Source organism: Gilliamella sp. ESL0254 (assembly GCF_013344985.1).
Lineage (GTDB): Bacteria > Pseudomonadota > Gammaproteobacteria > Enterobacterales > Orbaceae > Gilliamella > Gilliamella bombicola.
Map to the genome: position 1 here is coordinate 576,601 of NZ_JAAEDU010000001.1, position 23,729 is coordinate 600,329.

Consider the following 23,729-nt stretch of genomic DNA (forward strand, 5'->3'; position numbering starts at 1 on the left):
AACACGTAAATATTAACGGGCAAATCGATTTGTATCAAGTAAAAAAATGAAAAATAGCTGTTTTTTTAGTCTGTTGAACAAAATTGGCTGCATAATGAACGTTATTTCTTTTCGGTTTAAAAAAAAAGTCATAACATGGTGGTTCAATGCAAGCTGTTTCCAAAAATTTTCTTATTTTTGGAATGAATTGTAAGTTTCTGTAAGTTCATGGTGGTTTGTTTAATTTAATTTCGCTATACTCGGCGCATTTCGTTAGGCGCTACATATTTAGGTTTGTATGTCGATAAAAGATCAGATAGAAGATGTTCTGCAAAATGTTTTTGGTTACAAGTCATTTAGAAATCAACAAAGAGAAATTATTGAATCTATTATCGATGGACGTGATACTTTAACCATTATTCCTACTGGCGGCGGTAAATCTTTATGTTATCAAATCCCTGCGGTTTTATTGCCAGGGACTGCTATTGTTATTTCGCCTTTAATTTCTTTGATGAAGGATCAGGTCGATCAGTTATTAGCTAACGGTATTCCTGCTGCATATCTTAATGCTTCTCAATCTGCGATAGAACAACAAGAAGTCATCGCAAAATATTTAAATCATTCAATAAAGTTGTTATATGTTTCACCTGAACGTTTGGGAGTGTACGCTTTTTCTACTTTAATTAATGAATATCCACCTTCATTAATTGCTATTGATGAAGCGCATTGTATTTCTCAATGGGGGCATGATTTTAGACCTGATTATCGTCAATTAGGTCAGTTTTCTACTCGTTTTCCTGAGGTGCCGATTGTTGCTTTGACCGCCACTGCCGATAAGATGACGCAATCTGATATCATAAATCAACTTAATTTGGTTGATCCGTTAGTTGTGGTAAGGAGTTTTGATCGGCCGAATATTCGTTATACCGTCGTTGACAAATTTAATCAGATGGAGCAGGTTATTTCGTTTGTTGAAACGCAAAAAGGCAACCCCGGTATTATTTATTGCTCAAGCCGTTCTCGAGTTGAAGATATGACCACTAAACTTGCTGCTCTTGGGTTTTCGGTTATGGCGTATCATGCAGGGTTGTCTAACAATGAGCGCCAACAGGCACAAGATGCTTTTTTAAAAGATGATGTGCAAATTATTGTCGCTACCGTTGCGTTTGGTATGGGTATTAATAAACCCAATGTGCGTTTTGTTTTACATGCGGATTGTCCACGAACGATTGAGGCTTATTATCAAGAAACAGGTCGAGCAGGGCGTGATGGCGTACCAGCCGAGGCGATGCTGCTATTTAATAGTAAAGATCTGAAGTGGTATCATCAAAAAACTGTTGAGAAAATAGATGGTAAGCATAAAGATGTGGAGCTGCAAAAGATCAATGCGATGGAGGCTTTTGCGCAAGGTTTGACTTGTCGGCGTATTGTGTTGCTGAGTTATTTTGGCGAAGAGCGAGCCGAACCTTGTAATAACTGTGATATTTGTTTGTATCCCCCTGAGATGTATGATGGTTTAATTGATGCGCAGAAGGTTTTATCTTGTGTTTATCGTGTTAAACAGCGTTATGGAGCACAATATATCGTTGATATTTTAAGAGGCTCTGCGCGGGCTCACATTAAAGAAGTTGGTCATCACAAATTATCGGTTTATGGTATCGGTAAGCAAAATTCATCGAACTATTGGCTTAGTGTTATTAGGCAGTTGATTTATTTGGGGTATTTAAATCAAGATATATCGAATTATACCACTCTTCAATTAACAGAAAAGGCGCGGTCAATTCTTAGGGGCGAAACCCCTTTATCTTTAGCTAAACCGCGTTTAGAAATCGTGAAAAAGAACCGCATAAATCGATATGCAAGATCAATTAATTTAACTGCGGTTTTATCGTACGAAGAACGAATTCTATTTAACAATCTTAGGCGATTACGTAAAGATATTGCTGATGTTGAAGATATTCCACCTTATATTGTTTTTAGTGATGCGACATTACTTGAAATGGTTCAAACCAAACCAGCAAGTAAAAAGCAATTAATTAACATTACTGGTGTAGGTAAAATTAAGTTAGAAAAGTATGGTAGTTTGTTTTTAGATGCAATAGATGAATTTATGGTCAAAAATTTTTAACATTTTGTACAAATAACATATGATAACCATTTCTAGAAAATTTTGATTATTGTGAAATTTATAATTAACCAATAAAAATAGAGATTTTTATGTCAATAATAAGCAATATGCCACAAATAATTTTATTTGCTACCATTATTAATTATAATTGAATATCAAGTCGATTAAGCTATAATGCGACAATTATTTAATAATTTACAGTTACAATGATTATCGGTTTTATTGGTGCGGGTAAAGTAGGTTGCACCTTAGCTAAGTATTTTTCTTTATGTGGAATGTCGATTGCTGGGTTTTATAGCCGATCTTATGAACATGCAAAAGAGGCAAGTGATTTTACTCATAGTCAAGCTTATGCATCGTTAGCTGATTTAGTTAATGATTGTGATTGTTTATTGGTTACTGTATCAGATAGCCAAATAGCCACTGTTTGGCAAGAACTTTGCCAATTACCTATTGCCAATAAATGGATCGGTCATTGCAGTGGGCTGTTGACGTCACATATATTTAGCCAACATAAAATTGTTCATCCATTTGCGTTTTCATTGCATCCTTTATATGCCATTTATGATAGATTTGAATGCTATACCGCTATGTCAGGTGTTTCTTTTACGCTTGAGGCAAATGAAAGTATTATCCCTCAATTAAAAAACTTTTTTGTTTCACTAAAAAATCCTTTAGCCATTTTACCTGCGAATAAAAAGCCTCTTTATCATGCGGCTTGTGTTATGTTGAGTAATCAAGTTATTGCATTGGTACAAATTGGTGTTGATTTACTTGACCAATGTGGGTTAGATACTGAGTTTAGTGAACAAGCTTGGCATCCGTTATTTTTAGGAAATGCTAAAAATATATGTAAAGTTGGGGTGATTAATGCTTTAACTGGACCTATAGAACGTGGCGATATTGAAGTTATCAAACAACATATAATGGCTATGCCTTCCGAATTAAAACCTATTTATCAGCAATTATCTGCTATTTTACTTAATATTAGTCGAACAAAGCATCCAAACAAGGACTATCGACAATTAGAACTGGAGCTGTTACCTTGAAAAATACGATTGCCACTTTAAAAGAACGTAAACAAAACCGACAAAAAATTACCATGCTAACTGCTTATGATTACACTACAGCCAAATTAATGGATGAAAGTGGTGTAGATTGTTTATTAGTGGGGGATTCTTTAGGTATGGTGATGCTAGGTTACGATAGCACCGTATCGGTTACTATGGAAGATATGATCCATCACTCCAAAGCGGTTGCAAGAGCCGCTAAGTCGGCATTTGTTGTCACTGATTTACCTTTTATGTCTTATCAAACATCTGTGTATGATGCAGTTTTCAATGCCGGTCGCCTAATTAAAGAAGGTCAGGCTCAAGCGGTTAAACTTGAAGGAGGGCAAGCATTTAGTGAACACATCAAAATGATTACGCAAGCTTCTATTCCGGTTGTTGCGCATATTGGACTCATGCCCCAATCTGTTCTTGCATTAGGGGGATACAAAGTTCAAGGTAAAGATTATCAAGATGCTAAAAATGTTGTTCTTGATGCATTAGCGGTTGAACAAGCTGGCGCGATTGCGATTGTACTTGAATGTGTACCTGCTGATTTAGCAAAATTGATCTCACAATTAGTGAGTATTCCAACTATTGGTATTGGCGCAGGTGTAAATTGTGATGGGCAAGTGCTAGTTTATCAAGATATGTTGTCTATGTATGATGGTGTTTCTTCAAAATTTGTCAAATCTTTTGCCCCAATTGGTCATCATATGAAACAAGCGTTTACTGATTATTGCCAAGAGGTAAAACAGCAACAATTTCCAGCTTCGATCCATGAATTTGCGATTGATAGTGAGGTAATGAGCAAACTTAAATCTGAGTTTCAATCATAAGGGATAACTAAATGAATGTTGTAACGACAATTGGACAAGTACGAGAGCAAGTTAAAGCTTGGCGGCAGGCTGGTTATAGTATAGGGCTTGTTCCAACCATGGGCTATCTGCATGAAGGTCATCAGAGTTTAATGGCTGCGGCTAAAAAAGATAATCAAAAAGTTATTGTGACGATCTTTGTTAATCCTATACAATTCGGTCCTTCAGAAGATCTTGCTAGTTATCCACGTGATTTAGAACGGGATAAAATCGCTTGTGAGAAGATGGGGGTAGATTTGATTTTTTGTCCAACTGCCAGTGAAATGTATGATGCTAATTTTAACAGCTATGTTGATGTTAATGGTTTAACAGATGCTTTATGTGGAAAAAGGCGTCCAGGGCATTTCAAAGGTGTTTGCACGGTTGTTACAAAATTATTCAATATCACACAACCTGATCGTGCCTATTTTGGACAGAAAGATGCACAGCAGCTAGCGGTAATTAAACGTATGGTCAGTGATCTGAATTTCGACATTGAAATTATTGGTTGCCCTATTGTGCGTGAAGCAGATGGACTAGCTAAAAGTTCACGTAATAGTTATTTGTCGGAATGTGAACGATCCGCCGCCGTGTGCCTTTATCAAGCAATTGAATGCGCTAATGCAATGATAAAACAGGGAGAAAAGTCGGTAACTGTTATAACAAAAGCTATGCATAATCTTATTGTCAATCAACCTTTAGCCAAGATTGACTATATTGAATTTGTCGATCTAGCATCATTAACATCGGTTGATAGGCTTGAGCAAGATAGTTTATGTGCACTAGCGGTTTATATTGGTAAAACACGATTAATTGATAATTTTATTTATCAACACCACTAATTACAAATTATATTTACAATGATAGATATCAAAAAACCGCTTAATATAAGGCGGTTTTTTTGTGCTATTCATCGTATTATAAAAATTTTTACAATTCGATTAAATCAATGAGTTTATTGTTCTGCTAATTTATTGTTTGGCTATTTTACTGTAGAATAGCAACCATTTTATGCCTTAAATCAGGATTGATGCATTAATTATGAAAAACACGACTTATAACCCACAAGAAATTGAACAACCTATTTATAAGCATTGGGAACAAAGCGGTTACTTTAAACCCAGTGGTGATAAATCACAACCAAGTTATTGTATTGCCATTCCACCACCTAATGTGACAGGTAGTTTACATATGGGCCATGCTTTTCAGCAAACCATTATGGATGCTTTGATTCGTTATCATCGCATGCAAGGTAATAATACCCTTTGGCAATCAGGAACCGATCACGCTGGTATTGCAACGCAAATGGTGGTTGAACGTAAAATTGCGGCTGAAGAAAATAAAACACGCCATGATTATGGGCGTGATGCTTTTATTGACAAAATTTGGCAATGGAAAGCCGAATCAGGCGGTAGCATTACTAAGCAAATGCGTCGCTTAGGGGATTCAGTTGATTGGGATCGTGAACGATTTACCATGGATGAAGGTCTATCAAATGCAGTGAAAGAAGTATTCGTGAGATTATATCAAGAAAATCTTATCTATCGTGGTAAACGCTTAGTCAATTGGGATCCAAAATTACGTACAGCTATTTCTGATCTTGAAGTTGAAAACCGCGAAGTTAAAGGTTCAATGTGGCATTTACGTTATCCGTTAGCTGATGGTGCCAAAACAGCCGACGGCAAAGATTATTTAGTGGTGGCAACCACTCGTCCTGAAACCTTATTTGGTGATACAGGGGTTGCGGTGAATCCTGAAGATCCTCGCTATAAAGATCTGATTGGTCAATTTGTGATATTGCCATTTGTTAATCGCCGTATTCCTATTGTGGGTGATGAACATGCTGATATGAGCAAAGGTACAGGGTGCGTAAAAATTACCCCTGCACACGATTTTAATGACTACGAAGTTGGGCGACGTCATCAATTACCGATGATCAACATTTTAACGTTTGATGGTGATATTCGTCAGCAAGCTGAAGTATTTGATACCAATGGTGAACCAAGCGATGCTTATGATCCAGTTATTCCAGCTCAGTTCCAAACATTGGAACGCTTTGCTGCTCGTAAAGCAGTCGTTGCAGAATGCGAATCATTGGGTATTTTAGAAAAAATTGAACCGCATGATTTAACCGTTCCATATGGCGATCGTGGTGGCGTTGTGATCGAACCTATGCTAACCGATCAATGGTATGTGCGAGCAAAAGTGCTTGCCGAGCCTGCTATTGATGCAGTAAAAAATGGTGATATCCAATTTGTACCAAAACAGTATGAAAATATGTATTTTTCTTGGATGAATGATATTCAAGATTGGTGTATTTCGCGTCAATTATGGTGGGGACATCGTATTCCAGCTTGGTACGATAATCAAGGTAATGTTTATGTTGGCCGTGACGAAGCTGAAGTGCGACGCGAAAATAACCTTGCCAATGATATTGAACTGAAACAAGATGATGATGTGCTTGATACTTGGTTCTCATCTGCACTTTGGACATTTTCAACGTTAGGTTGGCCGAATAATACTGATGATTTAGCCACATTCCATCCAACTAATGTGCTGGTAACTGGTTTTGATATTATTTTCTTCTGGGTAGCTAGAATGATCATGATGACCATGCACTTTATTAAAGATGAACATGGTAAACCACAAGTCCCTTTTAAAACAGTGTATGTCACAGGTTTAATTCGTGATGAAGAAGGGCAGAAAATGTCTAAATCTAAAGGAAACGTTATTGATCCTTTAGATATGATTGACGGTATCTCACTGCCAGCTTTATTAGAAAAACGTACTGGCAATATGATGCAGCCTCAATTAGCTGAAAAAATTGCTAAACGTACTCAAAAACAGTTCCCTAATGGTATTGAAGCGCACGGGACTGATGCGCTACGCTTTACTTTAGCAGCATTAGCCTCAACAGGGCGTGATATTAATTGGGATTTAAAACGTTTAGAAGGTTATCGTAATTTCTGTAATAAACTTTGGAATGCTAGCCGTTATGTGTTGATGAATACAGAAGGGCATGATTGTGGCTTTAAAGGTGGGGATTTAGATTATTCTTTAGCAGATAAATGGATTTTAGCCGAATTTAATCAAACTATTAAAGCTTACCGAGAAGCATTTGATACTTATCGTTTTGATTTAGCAGCTAATATTTTATATGAGTTTACATGGAATCAATTCTGTGATTGGTATTTAGAGCTAACCAAATCCATTTTAGCCAATGGCGAACCGTCACAGCAACGCGCAGCTCGCCATACGTTAATTACGGTATTAGAAGCTCTATTACGTCTTGCGCACCCGATTATTCCATTTATAACTGAAGCAATTTGGCAAAATGTAAAAGGCTTAATGAATATAAGCGCTGACACCATTATGTTACAGCCAATGCCTGCTTTTGATGAACAGCATTCAAATGATCAAGCAGTAGCCGATATTAATTGGATAAAAGATGTCGTGATTGCCGTACGAAACATTCGTGCTGAAATGAATATTGCGCCAAGCAAACCATTGCAGTTATTAATTCGAAAAGGCTCACCAACAGTGCATCGAATCATTGCTGATAACATCAATTTTATTGAATCATTAGCAAGATTATCTGAAATTGTTTTGCTTGATGATGGTGAAACAGGACCATTGTCGGTCACCAAACTGGTTGATGGCGCCGAATTGCTAATCCCAATGGCAGGATTAATCAATAAAGAAAACGAACTTGCGCGTTTAGAAAAAGAAATTGAACGCATCAATGGCGAAATTTCTCGTATTGAAAATAAACTATCTAATGCCAGCTTTGTCGATAAAGCACCAGCAGCAGTAGTTGCTAAAGAAAAAGAAAAACAACAAGGTTATATTGATGATAAAGCCAAACTGCAAGAGCAGTATGTCGCTATAAAAAATCTTTAATCTTTGTAATAAAAAAACCTCTCGTTTGAGAGGTTTTTTTATATTTGCTCATTTAAAATTTATAACCTACACCAATCATTGCAACCCATGGATCAAGCTTATAATTAGCGGTAACTTTAGTATTGCCTAAATGGGTAGTCGCTTTAGTTTCAATATCGATATAACGTATTTGAGCATTCAAAAGCCAATTATCATTTAAAGTATAATCAGCACCGACTTGTGCAGCCCAGCCCCAAGAACTATCGAGATCTAAACCATGAAATCCCGCTTTTTTGGCTTCGCCACTAAGTTTTTCGTCAAAAAAGAAGGTATAGTTGATACCCATTCCAACATAGGGTTGTAACTCATATTGTGAATCAAGTGGATACCAAACAGCACTTAATGTTGGTGGTAGATGTTTAATTTTACCTAAATGAGCACCAGCAAGCCCTGTTGAATTGCCTCCACCTAGTTTAACCTGGTGGCTAAAAGGTGTTGCAGCTAAGAGTTCGACACCAATATTATCCGTCACCATATATTGGAAATTTAACCCAAGTTGAGTATCGTTATCGGCTTTTGCTTTTAGATCACTTTTGGCTCCGCCAACTTTAACATGATCACTTTTATCTTGAGGGTGAACATAAACTGGCCCACCACGAACAATAATTTCATTTGCAGTATGTGCATAAGCTACCGCGCTGGATAATCCCATTGTGATAAGCATAGCAACTGATGATATTTTCATTTCTTTTCTCCCAATTTATTTATAATTCATTATATAATATTTAATTATGTTGAAAAAACGCACTATAGTAAAACATAGACTTATTTAATAATCTAGCAATATTGAAGTTTATCTCAAAATTTTACTAAATAAAATGAGATTGGTGATTTGCATTATTGCTTAAACCTATATACAATGTAGACTAATATTTCAGTGGGTTGTTAGCTCAGTCGGTAGAGCAGTTGACTCTTAATCAATTGGTCGCGGGTTCGATCCCCTCACAACCCACCATTCCTTAATTTTAACGTTTATCCAATCGCTAATCAAAATAAAAACTTCACAAAATATCGATTAAAAAAACTTATAAAAAAAGAGGGCTAACCCTCTAATTCTGTATAAAAGACTTATAAACCTGTTATTTTTAATCTTGAATGCGGGGAAAGGCAATCATCATATACTTGTTTGTCATCAGAAATTTTACATGTTTGTTTTAATCCTTCTATCAAAGTGCTCTTAACATTACCTGTTATTTCATCGACACTTTTGTTATATACTGTGTTATCCTTGAAGTTTAATAAGAAATTTATATCGTTCATGTCAAGAATACTTTGGTTATCTGATGATTTTTCACCTACTATTTTTATTTTCACTTTTTTATCTGGTGGTGTGTCCATATTTGTTAATACATCTTTATATGAATACGCGCAAGTAAAAGTAATAGAATCATTAGATAGGGCTACTTCATTCATTTTTTCTTTACTGATTGAGCAATCTTTAATCATTGGCGAGCTTAAAAATTGATCGATTTTTGAAGAGGTACTTTCCCCAATAAATTGGTAATAACTATAATTATAATTCTTGTTATTTTTGATATCATAAAATACGACTAGCTGTTTTTTGTCCTTTACAGCATCTTTAGCAAAATCTTCAAACTTCTCGGTATTTGAATCTCCACAGCCCATTAAAACTAAACTTAATAATGTAATACTACTTAATCCAATAATTTTATTCATTGTTTTATTCCCGTTCTACTTAGCATTAATTAATTTGTAGGTAATACCGTTTTTACAAACTTTTGTTGTGTATTTACCGTCAATATTTAAATTCATAGCAAGTGTGGCAATATCGAGATTACAATTTTTACTAATCTCATTCATAATGCCCATATAACCCAAACCATTTAAATTAGGGGCTTTTGAATCAAAACCGCTGGCTGTTGCTTTACCTGTTTTTAAATCATAAGTAATTGTGTTTTTATCACCACAACCAACCAAAACAAAACCTAAAACACTAACACACACAAAACTAATTATTTTTTTCATTTTATTGCCCTACTCCCGATGTATTATTTATTTTGTGATTAGCCTCTGAAAAAGAGTATTTATACACTGTTTTTGTACTATTATTATTAAAAAGAATTGTTAATTGTTTGAATAGACCATTAGAATTGCTTTTATTATAAAAAATTGAAACGAATGGAATAGTATCTAATGTAAAATCATGTTTACTATAATTATAATGGTATGCCCAAACTTCCTTACCACCATCAAAATATGTATTTACAGGATCTCCAAATGTTTTTCTTATCTGATTTTGAGTTGTTTTTCCTTCTTTTATTTTCGTTTTAATAGTTTCTTTTGTTTCATCTTTTAAAATCATCTGCCCATTTTCAGCTTTAGTCACACACCCAGACAATAAAAAACCTGTGGTTAACACAATGCTAATAAGTAATTTATTCATTCTTAATTCCTTATAACATTTATTAATTAATGCATAAATGTTAGCAATGTACTACCAACAATAATTAAAAATAAAAGCCAAATAGCAATACCAATAATTCCGCAAATAATTCCTGCTTTAGCAAACCCTAGGCCGTCTTTTTGGTTATTTATTACATCATTTTTACCTATTACACCCAGCACTATTGCTATAATCCCGACAACTATGTTAAACCCAGCCATTGGAAGTATTATTGAAATAATACCGCACACCATTGACGATATTGATAAATAACTTGTTGCTTTTTTTTGTTGTTCCATTTTGTCTCCATAAAAATTTATTAAATTTAAGTAAAGGTTAAGTTAAAGAGGTTGATTATTATATTATGATCGGTTTTACAGATCAATATATTATATTATAATAGGTTTTATCTATCATGATTGACTTTACTGATCGTTGTAATCTTTCAAATTTTTTTTAAAAGTAATAAGTTATGATGATAAGTATAATAAAGCGACTAAGTGGTGTTTTTTATTCTATTAACTTATATTGGTATAAAAGTATTACTAGAAGTGAAAGCATTACCTATAATTTAATCAGGACAACAGAACTACTAGATATTTTTCTATCTAGAAGGATAGGTACATCAATATGTAAGGAGTCATATAAAATAAAAAAAACAGCAGGTAAAAGTCATTTAATCTTGTTTTTAGAAGTAAAAGTGCAGGCTCGCATTTTAAAAATAAAAAGGCACTACAAAGTTCCTTATTTTTAGGTATAATAATTGCTATTATATAGAAATAACGGATCTGTTTTGGTATATGGTTTTGTTTTCATTTTATTGATAATCAATAAGTATTTTTAAAATAGAAGCCTAAGCTATCTAAAGATCTTTCTTTTCAAGCGTTAATAGCTATCTATCTTTACCTTTCTATCAAAATAAGGCAACAAAATATTGTTTTTATCTATTAACGTTTAACAGTTAATTAGATATTGATTTCTCTAAAACTTTAATTTTAGATAGTCAGCTTTTTATTTGACGATTATAGGCATTAATATGAACTCATATTTATTACTTTTTTTTGCAATTATTTGTGAAGTTATTGCAACTTCTTCATTGAAACTATCTGATGGGTTTACCAACATCACTTATTCCATTATTACAATTTTGGGCTATAGTGCTTCGTTTTATCTACTCTCGTTAGCATTAAAAACCATTCCTGTAGGTATTGCATATGCTATCTGGTCTGGAATCGGAATTGTGTTAATAAGTTTAATTGCATGGATCTTTTTAAAACAAACATTGGATCTAGCTGCATTAATTGGCATGGGATTTATCATGCTTGGTGTTGTGATTATTAATTTATTTTCGAAAGTGGCACATTGATTAATCATTTATTAAAATCGCTGCTATCGCAGTAAATCTTAGTTGATCTGAGCTGTTTCCTTTTTATTGTCTCTAGGTATTTATCCTAATCAATATTATAAGGTAACTTTTTATTGCTGTAATACGATTAACAGCCTAGTGGTATTTCCCAAATTTTGTATATTTGTTATTTAAAGATAGTAGTTAATTCTGTGACTAAATTCTGAACTTCGCCAAAATATTAGATAGTGCTCACCTCTATCATTTTATCGTTTTTGTAATCAATCATTGTTTTCATGCACCATATCTCCCTCTATTCAAAACACGAAAAACATATTAAGTTGCTATTTTTACTTACAAAAAATCCGTCAGAAAAGGTATTGATTTTATTTAAGTTTTTCTTGGTGTTTTTTTGTGCTAGCCGTGGCGGTGATAGTCTCAGAAGCGAAAGACAAGAGCCAAAACCGCCTTGATACCGGCACAATCAGCTTTAGTGATATCAAAAACAAAGCGGATTTTAAAGTTAGCCATGTTTCGGTGAGTGGAGGCACCGGCGACCGGGCGCCCCGACGGCGTATCAAAACAGTGGAAAAGAGTCCAGCATAACGCATTCAGCGGTAGAAAATGGGCAACTCATCATCCGTAATAAAGACGACCAAAAACAAGATATCAACGAACTAAGCCGAGATACCGAGCATGCGAATAACTCACTCAAACCGATATTTAACAAACAAAAAGAGCTAGACAAATTAGAATCGGTAGAGCTAGTTAAAGACATCGCTCAACAGGTAAAAGGAGTGATAAACAAATATGACCGCCTACAGGCGCAAAAAGAGGTAGATAAAAACAAGGAAGCGTTATCGAAAAAAGAAGCGGAGAAAGCCTATAATCAGTTAAGTGCGGAAGAGCAAGCACGGATTGATTTTAATAAATATTATGAAGACAATAAAGATTACTGGTATTCAGAGGCGGTAGACAGCCAATTACAAGCAAATATAATGAACGGACTGATTATAATTTTAATCGTTTAGAAGATCAAAACCATTCTACAGGTCAATTTTATTAATAGGGATAAATAATGCAAGATTACATTCTTAAGCTAATAGATATTAATCTATCTTTATTCAGTTTAGAGTTAGATAAAAACTTTATTATTATGGAAATATTGAACATGGATAATGGAGATGAAGTTTGTACTATATTAATTAATAATATTATTGATCTAAAATATAAAAATAATATAGATGAACATAATATTTTACCTGCATATATAGGTGAACTTGAAATCTCAAAAAATCCTGAAACAGGGTATTATTATCTTAAGATGCAAGGATGGATAGATATGACTTTAACTAGTTCAATATGTTCTATTAAATATCCAAGCAGTGATAATTTGTAGTAACTCAAACTGATGATCAATCATATTCTACGGGGCATTTTATGGAATAAATTATGAAATATGAAGATATATGTTTAGGAACTATTGAGTTTAGTAATTTGGGATGTGATCTGATTTTTGACATATGGAGTACTTGTGATGGGCATTCTTTACGAAAAATTCATTGTAAAAATGTGAAGGAATTTGAATGTAAAAATATGCTTGATGGTGAAGAGTTATTTGGTTCTTATATCGCACTCGTGAAAATAGAATCAAAAACTTTAATAATGGAGTCTGGAGAAGTGTGGATTAAGGTAATTAGCAATGAAATAACTTCCACTTTATAGATTAATAATTTCTAGTTAACCAGTAGAAAGTTTGTTTTTAAGTTACAAGTATTGAATAGCAAGTACAAGAATTAACCTATTTTATCCAACCTTAATAGTGAGTGTTGGGAAGAGGATGGGGCTGGCTTCATACATTGTGGTACGTACCCCACGGTGTAAAATCGCTTGTTGGATTGTGCCGCCGGTGCTTTGTCTGTGGTTGATTTGAGCTTGGAATGTATCTTAACCTGACAATTCTAACGTATATTATTGTATTCGTTATTAAAAAAAGTGACAGTTAATACTGTCACTAAATTCGATAATTAATTTTTTAATTACTAATTTTGGCTTAGCATACATTTTAGCCATTATTATTTGTATGCGCCATTGTAGTAAATAAATCCTACTTGTTGCATTTCTTATTGTGGCATATATCCCTCTATTCAAAACATAAAAAATACATTAACTCACTATTTTTATTTACAAAAAATTGGTCAGGAAAGGTGTTGATTTTATTTAAATTTTTTGTTGTTGTTTTTTGTGTTAGCCGTGGCGGTGATATCGTCAGAAGCGAAAGACAAGAGCCAAAACCGCCTAGACACGGGCACAATCAGCTTTAGTGATATAGAAAACAAAGCGGACTACAAAGTGAGTAGCAGCAGTGCAAGCGTTAGCTCGAGCGGTATGCCATCGATGCCAACCAGTCGCAATAAAAGCGAAAGTGAACGTTCGACCACGCATTCAGCGGTATCGGAAGGGACGATAATTATCCGCAACAAAGACGAACAAAAACAAGATATCAACGAGTTAAGTCGAGATACCGAGCATGCGAATAACGAGCTCAAACATATCTTTAACAAAGAGAAAGAGCAAGACATCATCGAGCAAACACAGTTAGTGAGTGAGATAGGTGGTGAAACGTTAACGATGCTCAACCATATAGACCGTATGCGAGCAGAATCAGAAGCGAAAAAAGCGGTTGAAAAGGAAAAAGAAAAAAATAAAAACAAGGGACTAACAGAAGAAGAACAACAAAAAATCTACGAAGAAGCTTACAAAGAAGCAATGAACAAAGGGATGTCGGCGATGGGCAGTAGCACCCGTCAAGGCATCGATATGGCCGTTAGCCTTATCAACGGCTTAATCAGTGGTGATATGACAGGGGCAGCCGCAGGGGCATTAGCGCCGAAGATAGCAACTATTATCAAACAACAGACCGAAGGAAACACCGTCGCCAACACGGTCAGCCATGCCATACTCGGTGCGGTGGTTGCTGAGCTGCAAGGCAACTCTGCACTTGTGGGTGGCATGGGTGCAGCGATAGGTGAACGGGGTGCAGAAGTGATTGCGGGGATCCTTTACCCCGATAAAGACATCAAAGACCTAAGCCAAGAAGAAAGACAACAAATTAGCGCCCTATCACAGCTTGCGACAGGTCTTGCGATAGCTGCTGCAGGTGGTGATATCCAAGATATCAATACTGGGGTAGCTGCGGGGAAAAATGCGGTTGAGAATAACCGACTACTTACCCCTACAGAAAAGAAACGTATTGAAGAGCTTGTTAAAGGAAACGAACGAGAAGATTTATTATATCGTGCAGCAGCTTGTGCATTAATTCATTGTTCAGCTGGATTAGCGGATGATGACCCAGATAAATCAGCGTATTTAGCACTAGAAGAGCTGGGTAATAGCCCTGAGTTAGAGTCTTATAGGGAACAATTGAAAGGTCAAACAGCTGAAATTGAAGTTGAATTGCCACTTTATATTACAGGAGGAATTAAATTATCTTATAAACAAATTGAAGAATTATTTGACTATACGACAGGTAATAAGATTTCAGATACAATAACCTATTATGATAGTGAATACAGTATAAGTACCCGAGCAGGAGGTACTCTTCAAGTTGGGATAGCTGTCTTAGAAGGAATGGCAGCAGTCGCATTATCACCGGGTTGCGTCTCAGGATTTGGGTGTTTACCAAGTGCATATTTAACATGGTCAATGGTTGATAATGGTGCGACTGGATTGATGGTCATTTACAATGGCAAAACTTATCATACGCAAACAGCACAAGGGCTTTCTAAGATATTAGGCATATCAGCATCAGATGCGGAATTGTTATTTTCACTCTCAACAGGTGGAGTTACTGCAAAAGGTTTGAGCGATTTAGCCTGGAAAGCTAGAGCTACAGGGCAGAAGTTATCGGCAAAAGAAGTAGAGCAAATAAGTCAGGATATTAATAGAGTAGCCGGAAAGGGAACGAATAGTGCAACACAGGCTGATGCAGCAAAATATTTTGGGCAAGAGCGAAAATATTGGAGCAAAGATCCTATAGAGTTTAATGGTAATAAGGTTTATCAACGTAATGATTTGTTTGATCCTAAATATATCGATCCTAAATCAGGAAAAACAAATTTGCAGCTTATGGAACAAGGAAGGGCACCAATAGGTTATGATGGCAAACCAATTAATTTACATCATATGACTCAACGACAAGACGGTCCTATTGCAGAGGTAACCCAAAGTTTTCATAAAGGTAACAGCAACACTATACATATCAATAATAATACTATACCATCAGGAATAGACCGAAATAAATTTAATCAATGGCGTTCTTCTTATTGGATAAATAGAGCCAATGATTTTAAATGATAGGAGGAATAACAATGAGTAAGTTAATTAATGTTATTGAGCAATTAAAAAAATTATCAAATGGAGAGGTAATCAATATACCTCTTCCTGATGATAATTTGCTTGATAATTATGAGAAAGAAATAAATTTCTGTTTTTCAAAAGATTATAGAGAACTTCTTAAAGAAGCAGATAATATTTTTTATGGAACAATTGAATTATTATCAGTTACTAAAGAAAAGAAATATCCTTCTGAATTATCATTTGTATTAAATGAAGCAAGGGAGCAAGGTTTACCTAATGATTGGTTACCAATATGTGAAGATAATGGTAGTTATTATTGTCTACTTCCTGATGATACAGTACATTATTGGACATTAGATGGTTATAGCGATGATTCTTGGAAAGATCTTGCAGATTGGGTTGAACAGGTATGGATTAATGGAAATTAAGTATGTTATCAATTAAAATGCAGTAGCTCAAACGTAACCCGACAAACCTAGCCTATATTAGTGTATTTTTCATTAAAAAAGTGACAGTTAATTCTGTCACTAAATTCTATAATTAATTTTTCAAGTGGTAATTTCTGCTTAGTATGCACTTTAGACATTTTAGACATTATTATTTTTATATACTATTTATTTACAAAAAAATCGGTTAGAAATAATATTGATTTTATTTGAGTTTTTATGTCTTTTTTAAGGCGGTTATGATATCACGGTGGGCAACAACACCGACTTAAAAGGTGCGGTGATAGCCTCAGAAGCGGAAGACAAGAGCCAAAACCGTCTAGACACGGGCACAATCAGCTTTAGTGATATCGAAAACAAAGCGGACTACAAAGTGAGTAGCAGCAGTGCAAGCGTTAGCTCGAGCGGTATGCCATCGATGCCAACCAGTCGCAACAAAAGCGAAAGTGAACGTTCGACCACGCATTCAGCGGTATCGGAAGGGACGATAATTATCCGCAACAAAGACGAACAAAAACAAGATATCAACGAGTTAAGTCGGGATACGGAGCATGCCAATAACGAGCTCAATCATATCTTTAACAAAGAGAAAGAGCAAGACATCATCGAGCAAACACAGTTAGTGAGTGAGATAGGTGGTGAAACATTAACCATGCTCAACCATATCGACCGCATACGCGCAACATCAGAAGCGAAAAAACAGCTTAAAAAAGAGCAAGAAGAAGCGGAAGAACAAGGCCTGGTTTTAACCGACGAGCAGCAACAAAAAATCTACGAAGAAGCTTACAAAGAAGCGATGAACCAAGGGATGTCGGCGATGGGCAGTAGCACTCGTCAAGGCATTGACATGGCGGTAAGCCTTATCAACGGCTTAATCAGTGGCGACATGAAAGGGGCAGCCGCAGGGGCATTAGCACCAAAAATTGCTACAATTATCAAACAACAGACCGAAGGAAACACCGTTGCCAACACGGTCAGCCATGCCATACTCGGTGCGGTGGTTGCTGAGCTGCAAGGCAACTCTGCACTTGTGGGTGGCATGGGTGCAGCAATGGGTGAGCGGAGTGCTGAAGTTATTGCGGGGATCCTTTACCCTGATAAAGACATCAAAGACCTAAGCCAAGAAGAAAGACAAAAAATCAGCGCCCTATCACAACTAGCGACTGGCCTTGCGATAGCTGCTGCCGGTGGTGATATCCTAGATATCAATACTGGCGTTGCTGCGGGGAAAAATGCGGTTGAGAATAATTCTGCAGCAATGCTAGCATGGGAGAATGAAACAAGACTCAATGAACAACTACAGCTTCTAGAATTATTTGATGGAGATGGTGAAAAAGTCAGTGCATATGTTCAAGGTGAAGGGAGAGGACAGCTTGACGGAGTTTTAGACGGAACTGCTAATACAGTATCAGGTATTATAGATACTATTATACATCCTATAGATACAGCTGTAGGTATGTATGAAGTGGTCACGAATTTAGATAAAGTTTATGATAATATAAAGGTTTCGGCAACTGAATGGCAAGAACTTTATGAATATGCTTTAGAACATGATCCTGAATCAGCGGGTTATATGATTGGATATGCCCAAGGAAGAATTGGGAGTGAAATTACTGGTGGATTTGTGTTGGGAAATGCTGCTTCAAAAGTTGTTCAAAAGGTAGCCCAATTAAAAACCTTATCTGGAGTAGCTGATAAAATTATTGCTTATAATAGATCTGGTAGTAGCTTAAAAGCTGATCCATCGCATAGAGCAGCAAGCTTCATTACCAAAGAACAACTTAAAAAAGGTAAGGTATTTACAATAACAGGCGGTGATGGTGTTAAGCGAACCTTATTACAAACAGAAGGTTCTTTTAATGGTAAAAGTGGTATATTTGAATATATTATAGATCCTAAAACTCAAAATATTACACATCAACGGTTTATTTCAGGTGGTAAAATAAATGGGAAACCTAATCAGAAGGTTAAATAATCATGAATTTTAATTTAAATAAAAATAAAATTTATCTAAATTGGAAAGATATTTCATGGGGATATCGGAATCATATTATTGGCTGGAAAGATGTCATCAATTATGCAAATGATATGATTATTAATGGTAGTAGTAATCAAGATGTATTTGAACTATCAATGGTTAATTCCTCTAATATTTTTAAGTTAGATGATTTATTGAATAAAATTGCTGGGTCTTTAGAGAATTATAGTAACGCAAAATGGTTATATATTTTGTTACTACAATTATATAATATTCGTAATGACATTAAAGATCCATTAGGTGAAGTAGAAGCAATTTATGAAAATTTTGATTATCCTGAAGAAATAGAGTCTTTCGTGAGATACATGCCTGTATCTAATGATTATGATCCTTCTAAGCATACTCAAGAGGAAAATGAAAAGCGGTTATATTTTAATTGGAAACAATATTTAGATAACCAAGAAAATATTTGGAAATAAAAAATGATTCTATCCCTATCCTAAATTTTGTATATTTACCAGTAAAAAGTGGCAGTTAATACTGTCACTAAATTTTATAATTAATTTTTACTTAGCATCACTTTAGGCATTATTATTTTTTATGCTCTATTGTAGTAAATAAAGCCTACTTGTTGCATTGCTTATTGTGGTATATCTCCTTCTCTTCAAAACATAAAAAAACACATTAACTCACTATTTTTACTTACAAAAATAAATCAGGAAAAACGTTGATTTTAATTGTGTTTTTTGGCGTTAGCAAAGGGGGCTTTGACATCAAGATTGGCAATAACATCGAATTAAAAGCAACAAACAAAGGTCTGGTTTTAACCGACGAGCAGCAACAAAAAATCTACGAAGACGCTTACAAAGAAGCGATGAACCAAGGGATGTCGGCGATGGGCAGTAGCACCCGTCAAGGCATCGATATGGCCGTTAGCCTTATCAACGGCTTAATCAGTGGCGACATGAAAGGGGCAGCCGCAGGGGCACTCGCACCAAAAATTGCCACCATTATCAAACAACAGACCGAAGGAAACACCGTTGCCAACACGGTCAGCCATGCCATACTCGGAGCGGTGGTTGCCGAGCTGCAAGGTAACTCTGCACTTGTGGGTGGCATGGGCGCAGCGATAGGTGAACGGGGTGCAGAAGTGATTGCGGGGATCCTTTACCCCGATAAAGACATCAAAAACCTAAACCAAGAAGAAAGGCAACAAATCAGCGCCCTATCACAACTTGCGACAGGTCTTGCGATAGCTGCTGCAGGTGGTGATATCCAAGATGTGAATACTGGCGTTGCTGCGGGGAAAAATGCGGTTGAGAATAACCGACTACTTACCCCTACAGAAAAGAAACGTATTGAAGAGCTTGTTAAAGGAAACGAACGAGAAGATTTATCATATCGTGCAGCAGCTTGTGCATTAATTCATTGTTCAGCTAGATTAGCGGATGATGACCCAGATAAAGCAGCGTATTTAGCACTAGAAGAGCTGGGTAATAGCCCTGAGTTAGAGTCTTATAGGGAACAATTGAAAGGTCAAACAGCTGAAATTGAAGTTGAATTGCCACCTTATATTACAGGAGGGGGTAAAGAGTCTTATAAAAAAATTGAAGAATTATTTGACTATACGACAGGTAATAAGATTTCAGATACAATAACCTATTATGATAGTGAATACAGTATAAGTACCCGAGCAGGAGGTACTCTTCAAGTTGGGATGGCTGTCTTAGAAGGAATGGCAGCAGTCGCATTATCACCGGGTTGCGTCTCAGGATTTGGGTGTTTACCAAGTGCATATTTAACATGGTCAATGGTTGATAATGGTGCGACTAGATTGATGGTCATTTACAATGGCAAAACTTATCATACGCAAACAGCACAAGGGCTTTCTAAGATATTAGGCATATCAGCATCAGATGCGGAATTGTTATTTTCACTCTCAACAGGTGGAGTTACTGCAAAAGGTTTGAGCGATTTAGCCTGGAAAGCTAGAGCTACAGGGCAGAAGTTATCGGCAAAAGAAGTAGAGCAAATAAGTCAGGATATTAATAGAGTAGCCGGAAAGGGAACGAATAGTGCAACACAGGCTGATGCAGCAAAATATTTTGGGCAAGAGCGAAAATATTGGAGCAAAGATCCTATAGAGTTTAATGGTAATAAGGTTTATCAACGTAATGATTTGTTTGATCCGAATTTGATGACAACTTGGACAGATAAAGGGAAAATAATTAAAGGAACAAATTTAGAAAGAATGGCATCTGGTCGAACACCTATTGGTCATGATGGAAATTCGATTAATTTATACCATATGACACAAAATAAAAATGGAGCTATTGCTGAAGTTACACAAACATTTCATCAACAAAATAAAACTGTGATTCATGTTAATCCTAATACTATTCCTTCGGGAATTAATAGAGGTGAGTTCAATAAATGGAAAACTCAATATTGGATCGAAAGAGCAAAAACATATAGGTAAAAATTATGAATGAAATAACAAAAAATGTACTAATTGAATTCATCAATAAAAACGAAAATATAGTTAATTTTGGTACTCCGGAAGATGCGGTTGATGAATCATGGATTTTAAAAGCTGAAAAATATTTAGGTTTTCCTTTAACTAATTCTTATAAATGGTTTTTACGTGAATACCGTGGTGGTGAAATATGTGGAGAGGAAATATACAGCATTTACGGATTAGATTTTGAATCGGTTAATGGTGGGGATATTATTTATCATCATATCATTGATATGAAAAATAACATTATAAAAAACACACAACTTGTTGTTAGCCAAACAGATTTTGGTGATGTGTATTATTTTGATTATACTAAATTTGATAATGGGGAATGTCCAATATACATTATGTTCCCATCTGCTGAATGTAAGTTTTATGCTACTAATTTTTATGAATTTTTATATAAAAGAATTAAAGATTATTTATAAGTTATAGTTTTTTAAACTCGTAAATCAATCTCTACAATCAACTTGCCCTGTTCAATCTTAATGATAACAGGGCTGCTCACATAAAAGCCGAATTGCTCAAGCGACCTGCCTTTAATGGTCAGTTGTGGTCTGGGGCTTTGTCTGTGGTTTATTTTTAGCTAAGAATATGTCTTAGCTATAGTTAACTCCTTGATAGTTAGTAGAGGTTAGTAGTGGTAGCAGGTTGCCGGCTGTTACTGCTGCGTTACTTGTTGTTTTATCTGTAGTAGCTCAAATTTAACCCGACAATCCTAGCCTATATTAGTGTATTCGTTATTAAAAATAAGTGACAGTTAATTATGTCACTAAATCCTGTAATTAAATTTTTTAAATCGCTAATTTTTGCTTAGTATGCACTTTAGTCATTACTATTTTTATACACATTGTAGAAAATAAAGCCTACTTGTTGCATTGCGCATTGTGTCATATTTCCTTCTATTTAAAACATAAAAAATACATTAAGTTACTATTTTTACTTACAAAAAATCGGTTGGAAAAGATATTGATTTTATTTGATTTTTTGTGCTGACCGTGGCGGTAATAGCCTCAGAAGCGGAAGACAAGAGCCAAAACCGCCTAGACACGGGCACAATCAGCTTTAGTGATATCAAAAACAAAGCGGACTACCAAGTCAGTAGCAGCAGTGCAAGCGTTAGCTCTAGCGGTATGCCATCGATGCCAACCAGTCGCAACAAAAGCGAAAGTGAACGTTCGACCACGCATTCAGCGGTATCGGAAGGGACGATAATTATCCGCAACAAAGACGAACAAAAACAAGATATCAACGAGTTAAGTCGGGATACGGAGCATGCCAATAACGAGCTCAATCATATCTTTAACAAAGAGAAAGAGCAAGACATCATCGAGCAAACACAGTTAGTGAGTGAGATAGGTGGTGAAACATTAACCATGCTCAACCATATCGACCGCATACGCGCAACATCAGAAGCGAAAAAACAGCTTAAAAAAGAGCAAGAAGAAGCGGAAGAACAAGGCCTGGTTTTAACCGACGAGCAGCAACAAAAAATCTACGAAGAAGCTTACAAAGAAGCGATGAACCAAGGGATGTCGGCGATGGGCAGTAGCACTCGTCAAGGCATTGACATGGCGGTAAGCCTTATCAACGGCTTAATCAGTGGCGACATGAAAGGGGCAGCCGCAGGGGCATTAGCACCAAAAATTGCTACAATTATCAAACAACAGACCGAAGGAAACACCGTTGCCAACACGGTCAGCCATGCCATACTCGGTGCGGTGGTTGCTGAGCTGCAAGGCAACTCTGCACTTGTGGGTGGCATGGGTGCAGCGATAGGTGAACGGGGTGCTGAAGTGATTGCGGGTATCCTTTACCCTGATAAAGACATCAAAAACCTAAGCCAAGAAGAAAGGCAAAAAGTCAGCGCCCTATCACAACTTGCGACAGGTCTTGCGATAGCCGCTGCCGGTGGTGATATTCAAGATGTGAATACTGGCATTGCTGCGGGGAAAAATGCGGTTGAGAATAATTATTTGAGTAAAGTAGTTATAAAAGGATGTTCATTAGCAGCACCTTGTAGGAGATTAGTTACTAAAAAAATTATAGAATATGGTGTTAAAGCTGGAATAACTGCTGCTGTTGCCCAATCTATTGCAGATAATATTTCCTCAGAAGATCTTGATCACCTTATTACATTGTTGATGATGGGAAATGATGAGATAACAAATCGGTATTTAAAAGAATTAGAGAGTATATATGCACCTAGTACAATCCTAATCCCTAATTATAAACCTAGATTTGGTAACCAAACTTTTGGTGATAGAATTTATAATGAATCATCCGGTAATAACGATAATAACAATAATGCAGTATCGGGTTCAGGAAGTGTTGCCGCTGGCGGTGCTCCGGGATTACCGCCTGATGATGATAAAGATAATAAGAAACCTAATTCAACCGAGAATATTAAAGAAAAGAAACTTGATGAGCTTCCAAATAATGTTAAAAATACATTTTCACAATATGAAAAAAATGGTTGGAATGGTAATTTTAATGGTCAGACTCCAGGAACTAATGCAGGAAGAATATTTAAAAATAGTGATAATCAATTACCTAAAGTTGATAGCAATGGAAATCCAATCACTTATAGAGAATTTGATGTCAATAATAGAATTCAAGGACAAGCCAGAGACGCCGAACGATTTGTTCGAGGAAGTAATGGTTCTGTTTATTATACAAATAATCATTATCAAACATTTATAAAAATAACCAAATAGAGATTAATTA

22 protein-coding genes and 1 tRNA gene are annotated in these 23,729 nt (G+C 35.7%); 17 read left to right on the forward strand and 6 right to left on the reverse strand.

Features of this window, described 5'->3' with window-relative positions:
* Positions 1-277: 277 nt before the first annotated feature.
* The 5 genes from recQ (at position 278) to GYX25_RS02685 (ending at position 7,913) form a co-directional block, all read left to right on the forward strand.
* Complete coding sequence (gene recQ, locus GYX25_RS02665) at positions 278-2,107, forward strand: DNA helicase RecQ (protein WP_174786640.1); 1,830 nt, start codon at positions 278-280, stop codon at positions 2,105-2,107.
* 206 nt (positions 2,108-2,313) lie between these two features.
* Positions 2,314-3,156, forward strand: a complete 843-nt coding sequence (locus tag GYX25_RS02670) for a Rossmann-like and DUF2520 domain-containing protein (protein WP_091346692.1) — start codon at positions 2,314-2,316, stop codon at positions 3,154-3,156.
* Complete coding sequence (gene panB / locus GYX25_RS02675; RefSeq protein ID WP_174786641.1) at positions 3,153-3,995, forward strand: 3-methyl-2-oxobutanoate hydroxymethyltransferase; 843 nt, start codon at positions 3,153-3,155, stop codon at positions 3,993-3,995. Before GYX25_RS02670 ends, panB begins: the two co-directional genes overlap by 4 nt.
* Before the next feature lie 11 nt (positions 3,996-4,006).
* A complete protein-coding gene (gene panC, locus GYX25_RS02680) occupies positions 4,007-4,855 on the forward strand; it encodes a pantoate--beta-alanine ligase (RefSeq protein WP_091346695.1) in 849 nt (282 codons plus the stop codon).
* A gap of 199 nt (positions 4,856-5,054) precedes the next feature.
* Complete coding sequence (locus GYX25_RS02685) at positions 5,055-7,913, forward strand: valine--tRNA ligase (protein ID WP_174786642.1); 2,859 nt, start codon at positions 5,055-5,057, stop codon at positions 7,911-7,913.
* Positions 7,914-7,965: 52 nt separating this feature from the next.
* On the opposite strand, the gene GYX25_RS02690 is transcribed toward GYX25_RS02685, so the two are convergent.
* Positions 7,966-8,637, reverse strand: a complete 672-nt coding sequence (locus tag GYX25_RS02690) for an OmpW family outer membrane protein (protein ID WP_091346699.1) — start codon at positions 8,635-8,637, stop codon at positions 7,966-7,968.
* Positions 8,638-8,831: 194 nt separating this feature from the next.
* Between GYX25_RS02690 and GYX25_RS02695 the strand changes: the two genes are divergently transcribed.
* Positions 8,832-8,907: transfer RNA gene (locus GYX25_RS02695), tRNA-Lys, on the forward strand.
* A 113-nt stretch (positions 8,908-9,020) separates the two neighbouring features.
* Here the strand turns inward: GYX25_RS02695 and GYX25_RS02700 are convergent.
* The 4 genes from GYX25_RS02700 to GYX25_RS02715 are packed head-to-tail and all read right to left on the reverse strand — an operon-like array spanning position 9,021 to position 10,655.
* The gene (locus GYX25_RS02700; RefSeq protein WP_091346701.1) at positions 9,021-9,629 is read right to left on the reverse strand and encodes a hypothetical protein; all 609 of its coding nucleotides are present in this window, start codon (positions 9,627-9,629) and stop codon (positions 9,021-9,023) included.
* 15 nt (positions 9,630-9,644) lie between these two features.
* A complete protein-coding gene (locus GYX25_RS02705) occupies positions 9,645-9,938 on the reverse strand; it encodes a hypothetical protein (RefSeq protein WP_174786643.1) in 294 nt (97 codons plus the stop codon).
* A gap of 1 nt (position 9,939) precedes the next feature.
* Entirely contained in the window at positions 9,940-10,356 is a 417-nt protein-coding gene (locus GYX25_RS02710; RefSeq protein WP_174786644.1) for a hypothetical protein, read from the reverse strand.
* Between the two features lie 26 nt (positions 10,357-10,382).
* Positions 10,383-10,655 carry a DUF4190 domain-containing protein gene (locus tag GYX25_RS02715; protein ID WP_091346706.1) on the reverse strand — a complete coding sequence of 91 codons (273 nt, stop codon included), beginning with the start codon at positions 10,653-10,655 and terminating at the stop codon, positions 10,383-10,385.
* Positions 10,656-11,392: 737 nt separating this feature from the next.
* On the opposite strand from GYX25_RS02715, the gene GYX25_RS02720 reads away from it, so the two are divergent.
* The 10 genes from GYX25_RS02720 (at position 11,393) to GYX25_RS02765 (ending at position 21,430) form a co-directional block, all read left to right on the forward strand.
* Positions 11,393-11,722 (forward strand): DMT family transporter, encoded by a 330-nt coding sequence (locus GYX25_RS02720; protein ID WP_091346708.1) that lies wholly within the window; start codon positions 11,393-11,395, stop codon positions 11,720-11,722.
* Positions 11,723-12,498: 776 nt separating this feature from the next.
* Positions 12,499-12,732 (forward strand): hypothetical protein, encoded by a 234-nt coding sequence (locus GYX25_RS02725; RefSeq protein WP_091346712.1) that lies wholly within the window; start codon positions 12,499-12,501, stop codon positions 12,730-12,732.
* A 47-nt stretch (positions 12,733-12,779) separates the two neighbouring features.
* Positions 12,780-13,100, forward strand: coding sequence for a hypothetical protein (locus GYX25_RS02730; protein WP_091346714.1), 321 nt, complete (start codon positions 12,780-12,782; stop codon positions 13,098-13,100).
* Between the two features lie 53 nt (positions 13,101-13,153).
* Complete coding sequence (locus GYX25_RS02735) at positions 13,154-13,426, forward strand: hypothetical protein (protein WP_091346716.1); 273 nt, start codon at positions 13,154-13,156, stop codon at positions 13,424-13,426.
* A 534-nt stretch (positions 13,427-13,960) separates the two neighbouring features.
* Positions 13,961-16,057 carry an HNH/ENDO VII family nuclease gene (locus GYX25_RS11295; protein ID WP_174786645.1) on the forward strand — a complete coding sequence of 699 codons (2,097 nt, stop codon included), beginning with the start codon at positions 13,961-13,963 and terminating at the stop codon, positions 16,055-16,057.
* Between the two features lie 14 nt (positions 16,058-16,071).
* The gene (locus GYX25_RS02745) at positions 16,072-16,488 is read left to right on the forward strand and encodes an SMI1/KNR4 family protein (RefSeq protein ID WP_091125320.1); all 417 of its coding nucleotides are present in this window, start codon (positions 16,072-16,074) and stop codon (positions 16,486-16,488) included.
* 268 nt (positions 16,489-16,756) lie between these two features.
* Entirely contained in the window at positions 16,757-18,481 is a 1,725-nt protein-coding gene (locus GYX25_RS11300) for a VENN motif pre-toxin domain-containing protein (protein ID WP_174786646.1), read from the forward strand.
* A gap of 2 nt (positions 18,482-18,483) precedes the next feature.
* Positions 18,484-18,963 carry a DUF2247 family protein gene (locus GYX25_RS02755; protein WP_091346720.1) on the forward strand — a complete coding sequence of 160 codons (480 nt, stop codon included), beginning with the start codon at positions 18,484-18,486 and terminating at the stop codon, positions 18,961-18,963.
* 260 nt (positions 18,964-19,223) lie between these two features.
* Positions 19,224-20,963 (forward strand): HNH/ENDO VII family nuclease, encoded by a 1,740-nt coding sequence (locus GYX25_RS02760; RefSeq protein ID WP_342211581.1) that lies wholly within the window; start codon positions 19,224-19,226, stop codon positions 20,961-20,963.
* Between the two features lie 5 nt (positions 20,964-20,968).
* Positions 20,969-21,430: an SMI1/KNR4 family protein gene (locus GYX25_RS02765; RefSeq protein ID WP_174786648.1), complete on the forward strand. Its 462-nt coding sequence runs from the start codon at positions 20,969-20,971 to the stop codon at positions 21,428-21,430.
* Positions 21,431-21,441: 11 nt separating this feature from the next.
* Here GYX25_RS02765 and GYX25_RS11355 read toward each other — a convergent pair whose 3' ends face one another.
* Entirely contained in the window at positions 21,442-21,582 is a 141-nt protein-coding gene (locus tag GYX25_RS11355; protein WP_174787026.1) for a SymE family type I addiction module toxin, read from the reverse strand.
* Between the two features lie 418 nt (positions 21,583-22,000).
* On the opposite strand from GYX25_RS11355, the gene GYX25_RS11305 reads away from it, so the two are divergent.
* Positions 22,001-23,719: a VENN motif pre-toxin domain-containing protein gene (locus GYX25_RS11305; protein WP_174786649.1), complete on the forward strand. Its 1,719-nt coding sequence runs from the start codon at positions 22,001-22,003 to the stop codon at positions 23,717-23,719.
* Positions 23,720-23,729: the final 10 nt, after the last annotated feature.